The sequence below is a fragment of the uncultured Boseongicola sp. genome (assembly GCF_937988555.1).
In the GTDB taxonomy this organism is placed as follows: domain Bacteria; phylum Pseudomonadota; class Alphaproteobacteria; order Rhodobacterales; family Rhodobacteraceae; genus Boseongicola.
On the sequence record NZ_CALJXO010000092.1, the window covers coordinates 1 to 5,869 of the forward strand.

General features: G+C 52.9%; 7 protein-coding genes. All 7 read right to left on the bottom strand.

The features are described 5' to 3' along the window. A partial coding sequence (locus Q1B15_RS05130) for a transposase (RefSeq protein ID WP_299751137.1) occupies nucleotides 1-175 on the bottom strand: 175 nt, incomplete at its 3' end. Between the two features lie 209 nt (nucleotides 176-384). Next, nucleotides 385-1,068, bottom strand: a complete 684-nt coding sequence (locus Q1B15_RS05135; protein ID WP_299751121.1) for an aspartate/glutamate racemase family protein — start codon at nucleotides 1,066-1,068, stop codon at nucleotides 385-387. A 6-nt stretch (nucleotides 1,069-1,074) separates the two neighbouring features. Next, the gene (locus Q1B15_RS05140) at nucleotides 1,075-1,797 is read right to left on the bottom strand and encodes an ABC transporter ATP-binding protein (protein WP_299751124.1); all 723 of its coding nucleotides are present in this window, start codon (nucleotides 1,795-1,797) and stop codon (nucleotides 1,075-1,077) included. Nucleotides 1,798-1,800: 3 nt separating this feature from the next. Next, nucleotides 1,801-2,583, bottom strand: coding sequence for an ABC transporter ATP-binding protein (locus Q1B15_RS05145; RefSeq protein ID WP_299751126.1), 783 nt, complete (start codon nucleotides 2,581-2,583; stop codon nucleotides 1,801-1,803). Next, nucleotides 2,580-3,560, bottom strand: a complete 981-nt coding sequence (locus tag Q1B15_RS05150) for a branched-chain amino acid ABC transporter permease (RefSeq protein WP_299751129.1) — start codon at nucleotides 3,558-3,560, stop codon at nucleotides 2,580-2,582. Before Q1B15_RS05150 ends, Q1B15_RS05145 begins: the two co-directional genes overlap by 4 nt. Nucleotides 3,561-3,564: 4 nt before the next feature. Then, nucleotides 3,565-4,434 (bottom strand): branched-chain amino acid ABC transporter permease, encoded by an 870-nt coding sequence (locus tag Q1B15_RS05155; RefSeq protein ID WP_299751132.1) that lies wholly within the window; start codon nucleotides 4,432-4,434, stop codon nucleotides 3,565-3,567. 86 nt (nucleotides 4,435-4,520) lie between these two features. After that, on the bottom strand, nucleotides 4,521-5,708 hold the full coding sequence (locus Q1B15_RS05160; protein WP_299751135.1) for an ABC transporter substrate-binding protein: 1,188 nt from the start codon (nucleotides 5,706-5,708) through the stop codon (nucleotides 4,521-4,523). Nucleotides 5,709-5,869 lie beyond the last annotated feature (161 nt).

Here is a 5,869-nt window from a genome sequence, read left to right on the forward strand (position 1 = left end):
TGGTCGGCGGGCCATATTGCTCGGGCAGATCGGCCCAAGGGATGCCCGTGCGAAGGACGTAAAAAATGCCGTTGATCACGCGGCGATCATCAACGCGCTTCACGCCGCGTGACTTGTTGGGAAGCACCTGCTTAATGAACCTCCACTCCAAATCACTCATATCTGACCGCGCCATTTTTCTGCCTCCACATGTTCCTTTAGCCGAAATGAATCACAAGCCTAGGCGAAAGAACAGAAATTAATGGGTGTGCTGCCTAAGTCAAAATATCGAAGTTGTTCAAAAATGCGTGTTGCTGGTTTTCAATGACTTACGAGATTTCAAGTTCTATCAAAAAACGAAATCTGCCGATAACTGAGTTAATGTGACAACGCCTTCCCATGCAGCTATCCCGCAGAATAAGCGCCTATCTTTGAGGTACTCAGCTTGTTGTTCACTAGCGCTTCCGCAAAGGTGACACCTGCCGCAACACCATCGATTACAGGTAGCCCGAATTCTTCGCTGAGTTGCGCCATAAGGTCCGCCATACCCGCACATCCCAGAACGATTGCTTCTGCTTGGTCTTGAGCGATTGCCTCGCGGATTTCAGAACGTATCTTGAACAATGTAGCCGGATCGCCCTCTTCCAGTTTCAGGACTGGGATGTCCGTCGCGCGAACCCGCACGCATTTCTGAGCGAGCCCATAGCGCATCAGGTTGTTTTCAAGCCCCGGCACGGAGCGGGACAGTGTAGTGATAACGCTAAACTTGTTCGCAATCATGCTGGCCGCGTGATAGGCGGCTTCTCCGATGCCCAAAACAGGAACCGAGACCAAAGTGCGAACCGCATCGAGGCCGGTGTCGTCGAAACAAGCAATGACAATGGCGTCAACGCCAGGATGCCTGGAGACCTCTTCAAGCAGACCCGGCACACATGTCGCGACGTCCAGAAAACCTTGAATGCTGGCCGGACCGTTTTGAGAATTGGCCGCAACGATCTCAGTATCTGGGCGGGCAACCGCCTGCGCCGCCTCCGCAATCTTTGTCGTCATGGACACGGTTGTGTTTGGATTTATCACTAAGATTTTCATGTCTGATCAGACCTCGCCGCCAAGATATGCAGCCTTGATCCGGTCATCATGAAGCAGTTCCTTAGAGTTACCTTCGATCACGACATTGCCGGTCGCCATGGCGTAGGCACGGTGCGAAATACTTAGAGCCATGCGTGAGTTCTGCTCGACTAGCAGCACGGAGACACCTTCATCACGGTTGATCGCAACGATAGAGCGCGCAATGTCCTGCACCAACTTGGGCGCAATGCCCAGGCTGGGTTCATCAAGCAATAGGAGTTTGGGCTTGGCCATTAACGCGCGGCCGATCACCATCATCTGTTGCTCACCACCTGACAGAGTTCCAGCAGCTTGACTGTAGCGTTCTTGCAGGCGAGGAAAACGGACTAGGATGCTGTCCAATGTCTTTTGGATGTCTGCCTTGTCGCTCCGGGTGAACGCACCCATCATCAGGTTGTCTTTGACAGACATAAAGGGGAACACCCGGCGGCCCTCGGGCACCATAGCGATTCCGCGTTTAACTATGTCAGAGGGATCAGTGCCATCGACACGTGCCCCTTCGAAAATCACTGACCCTTTTGTGAGTTTTGCCAGCCCCGTGATAGCGCGCAAAATCGATGATTTACCCGCTCCATTGGCCCCGATGAGGGCAACGGTTTCACCCTGATTGACGGTCAGCGATACACCTTTCAGCGCATAGACGTGATCGTAATAAAGTTCGACATTTTTGAAATCCAACATGACTGTCATGGTTTACATCCCGATCTCATCGTCGGCGCTGCCCAGGTAGGCCTCGATGACTTTTTCATTGTTCTGGATCTCAGAGGGAGTGCCTTGCGCGATCTTTTCGCCAAAGTTCAGCACCACGATCCGGTCCGAGATGTTCATGACCGCTGGCATGTCGTGTTCGACCAGCATGACTGTCACTCCGCGTTCGTCGCGTACAGAGCGAACAAGATCGACCATACGCATCGTTTCATCATGGTTCATGCCCGCAAACGGCTCGTCCAGCAGCAGGACCTTGGGGTCTGTGGCAAGGCCGATTGCGATGCCAAGCGCGCGCAGGCTGCCTTGTGGAAGGTTGGTGGCCTGTTCGCCGCTGATCTCGGACATGCCGAGAAACTCCAGCAACTCATCGGCATATTCGCCAAAGGCGGTCACATCCTCTTTTGCGGTCTTGGACCCCCAGAAATATCCGGCAAGCGATGCCTTGGCCCGCAAGTGCTGCGCCACTACAACGCTTTCGCGAACTGTCATACTTTTGAAGATGGTGGTTTCTTGAAACGTCCTGACAACGCCCTTGCGCGCCACAATATGCGGCTTGAGGTTCGAGATACGCTCGCCCTGATAAAGCACTTCGCCAGACGTGGTTGGCGTAAAGGAAGAGATCATCTTGAAAAGGGTTGATTTGCCTGCGCCGTTTGGCCCGATTACCGACAGGATTTCGTTTTCGGCCACGTCAAAACTAATGTCATTATTCGCGGTCAAGCCACCGTATTTCTTGGTGACATTCTTGACTTGAATAAGGGGGCTCATTTGTCGCCTCCTTTGCCGATGCGCAAGCTCAGCAGGCCATTGGGCAGAAAGCGGATAATGAGGATCAGGACCGTTGAGTAGATCAGCATCTGGTATTTACCGAATTCAAACAGAAGGTCCCACCCAAAATAGAGCACCAACGTGCCGAGCATGGGGCCAAAGACATAGCCCAAACCGCCGAGGAAACAGTTCAGCATAAAGTTCACTGAATCTACGACCTGAAAGCTGGATGGGTAGACCGATTGCGCGATGGAGCCGAACATGGCCCCGCCAATGCCGCCAAAGAAGCTGGAGATGGCGAAAATCACGATTCGAATGTAGGCGATGTTGACCCCGATCGAGCTGGCCAACTCCTCATTTTGCTGCATTGAGCGACATAGGTGGCCAAGGCGGGAATTTACCAGTCGGTAGAGTGCTGCATAGGTCACGATCATCAGGATGCAGGCGGTGTAGTAGAAGGCCAACTTGGTGTTCTCCATTCCTGCAAAGTCGGGCAGGATAGGAATGCCGAAGAGCGATACACCTGATGGCAACGGAATGGATGACATCCCCTTCGCGCCATTCGTGATTGGAAGGGCAAGTGCCGTCAACGTGACAACCTGTGTGAGAACCAGTGTGATCATTGCAAAATAGACGCCGCGCAAACGCAGGATCGGGATGCCGATCAGAATAGCAACCAGCGCTGCGAAAAACCCCGCCGCGGGAAGCGATATCCAGAAAGACCATCCTGCTTTGACCACCAGAATTGCGGAAACATAGGCACCTATCAGGGCAAATGCGCCTTGGCCGATGTTGATCCGACCAATATAAAATGTCAGCCAGACTCCTGCACTTGCGATGGATAGAAGGGCCACAGATGTCAGCGTAAAGTAGAAATCCCAACGGCCTGTTGCACCAATGATCAAAGGCACGCCGACGAAGATGGCAAAGAGGAAGACACCGACGCCAGTCAGTTGTTTCGCGGAAACATTAAACATCAGATCAACCCCAAGGCTTGCCCATCAGGCCCTGAGGCCGGATGGCGAGAAAGATCATCAACGAAACGAAGATCAGCAGGTAGGTGATATCGCCGTATTGATAGAGAAGCGCGAGGCCGATAGCCTCCATGAACCCGAGGATAATGCCGCCCCAGATTGCGCCAGAAATCACACCGGCACCGCCGATCATAACCATCATGAAGGCCTTGATAGATGTTGGTCCGCCCATCCCTAGGTTCACACCCGTAATGGTAACCAGCAGACCACCAACCAAACCGGCGAGCATTGCGCCAAGCGCAAATCCGATCATTGAGTAGCGATCCACATTTACGCCCATCAACTGGGCCGCAGTTCTATCTTGAGCCAGTGCGCGCAAGGCGCGGCCTGTCTTTGTATATTGCATTAAGCCGATGAACGCGACGATCGATAAGATAGCCAGGACACAGATAAGAATTCGGTCGTAGGGCATGATCAGGCGGAAATCGTAGTTGAAAACTCCGTCGACGATCTTTGGGACGCCGCGCTGCTTTTCACCAAAGACCAAAAGGATCACCGCATCCAGAAAGAACGCAATGCCTGCGGCCAGCAACATCGTGCTTTCTTCGCGGGAGGAGCCTTTGATCACTGGAGCGAATAGGAACCTCTCTATGAGCGCCCCAAGTATAGCCAAAGTGACGCATGACATGAAAAGGGCCAAAACAAACGGTACGCCCCACTGGCCGTAGAATGTATAGGTGACGAAACCGCCGATCACATACATCTGCCCATGGGCGAAATTGAGGACGTTCATCAGGGCAAAGATCAGAGTCAAACCAAGCGCGATCATCGCGTATTGGGACCCCAGATAGACGCCATTGGCCAGTATCTGTTCCATGGGGTTATTCTTTCTTGAAAAAGTCCCCGGGCCCAAGAGGCCCGAGGTAGTTCTGCTCAGGAGAGGTCCAAAAGCAGAAAGGGCGTTTAGTCGACTTCAGCGACGAACAGCGTCTCGAATGCGCCGTCCTGATAGACATTCACCACCAGTGGAACAGCAACCTGACGGCGTTGACCAAACGACGTCATACCGACATAGCGCAGCTTAGCATCGCCATTCATGTAAGGGTTCGGTGCCTCAAACGTGTCCATTGTTGCTTTGAACGCGTCCACATCTGTGATTGCTGCAGGATCAGCCTTGAGCGTCTCAAGGATGTATTCCAGTGCATAAACTTTCGTATTTGACTCGTCGTTGTACTCGCCAAACATGTCTGTGTAGCGCTGTACAAATTCGTTCATCATCGGTGAGGCCAGTTCAGGTGTGGATGCACCACCTACCGAAATGAACCCGTTCGCCAAGTCACCGGCACCTTCGGCCAGAACGCCCGCGTCTTGTGCGGTTTCCGTCGAAATCACACCCTGAAAACCCAACTCACGGGCAGAGCGGATGAGTTGAGGTGCATTCGCCGGCGACACACCGGACAACACAAGAAGATCAGGCTGCGCTCGCATAACTGGCGTCAGAACTGGTGTGAAATCGGTGGTGTCGACTTGATATGTCACGTTGGCAGAAACAACCTCAAGCCCAAGAGCCTCGGCTGCTTCAACCCCACCGTCACGCTGGCTGAGCGGATCAGATTCGTTTGCCGCAATGAAAGCAACGGTTTTGACACCCTTTTCTTCCATCAAGTATTTGTAGATCGATGGCCCCGACTGATAGTTGGCAACCATGCCGAGAACGGCATTGGATGCAGGAGCTTGATAAAGAGATTTTGGGAAAGCGTATGGGAAATACATGATCCCGTTGGACTCCGCCACCGGACGCACCGCAGCCGCGCCATCATCGACGTTCGGGCCGACGACATAGTGAATGCCCTCCTGAGCCATCTTTTCCATACCCGCAATCGCGCGCTTGGGGTCTTTCTGGTCATCGAATGACACGATCTCGATGTCATAAGTCGTACCGCCGATCGTGTAACCACCGGTCTCATTGATCCAGGCCGCGCGGGCTTCCATCGAACGTTGGTTCGAGATCCCCCAGGCTGCAGCGGGACCACTGGTCACGCCAACAAAGCCGATCTTTAAAACTGTATTTTCCGCTAATGCCGACGTGGCCTGAAACGAGGTGAGGGCCACTGCCGTCAGCGCGGCTTTCATAAGTGTTCTACGTTGCATGTCTAAACTCCCGTTGAATTCGATTTCGACGACTTAAACGCCATTTTGGGTCGGCAGTTTGATGGACGCACCACTCTTGCCGCTCTTCAAGTTCACGATTGTTAACAATCTATGTCAACAGTTTTAGCAATTTGGTCGACAATTTTCAAAGATTTGCCATA

What these genes read in the sequence shown, in the direction of transcription:
- Q1B15_RS05155 (WP_299751132.1), bottom strand. Translation starts at nt 4,434, where the DNA reads ATGGAACAGATACTGGCCAATGGCGTCTATCTGGGGTCCCAATACGCG.
- Q1B15_RS05140 (WP_299751124.1), bottom strand. Translation starts at nt 1,797, where the DNA reads ATGACAGTCATGTTGGATTTCAAAAATGTCGAACTTTATTACGATCAC.
- Q1B15_RS05135 (WP_299751121.1), bottom strand. Translation starts at nt 1,068, where the DNA reads ATGAAAATCTTAGTGATAAATCCAAACACAACCGTGTCCATGACGACA.
- Q1B15_RS05150 (WP_299751129.1), bottom strand. Translation starts at nt 3,560, where the DNA reads ATGTTTAATGTTTCCGCGAAACAACTGACTGGCGTCGGTGTCTTCCTC.
- Q1B15_RS05160 (WP_299751135.1), bottom strand. Translation starts at nt 5,708, where the DNA reads ATGCAACGTAGAACACTTATGAAAGCCGCGCTGACGGCAGTGGCCCTC.
- Q1B15_RS05145 (WP_299751126.1), bottom strand. Translation starts at nt 2,583, where the DNA reads ATGAGCCCCCTTATTCAAGTCAAGAATGTCACCAAGAAATACGGTGGC.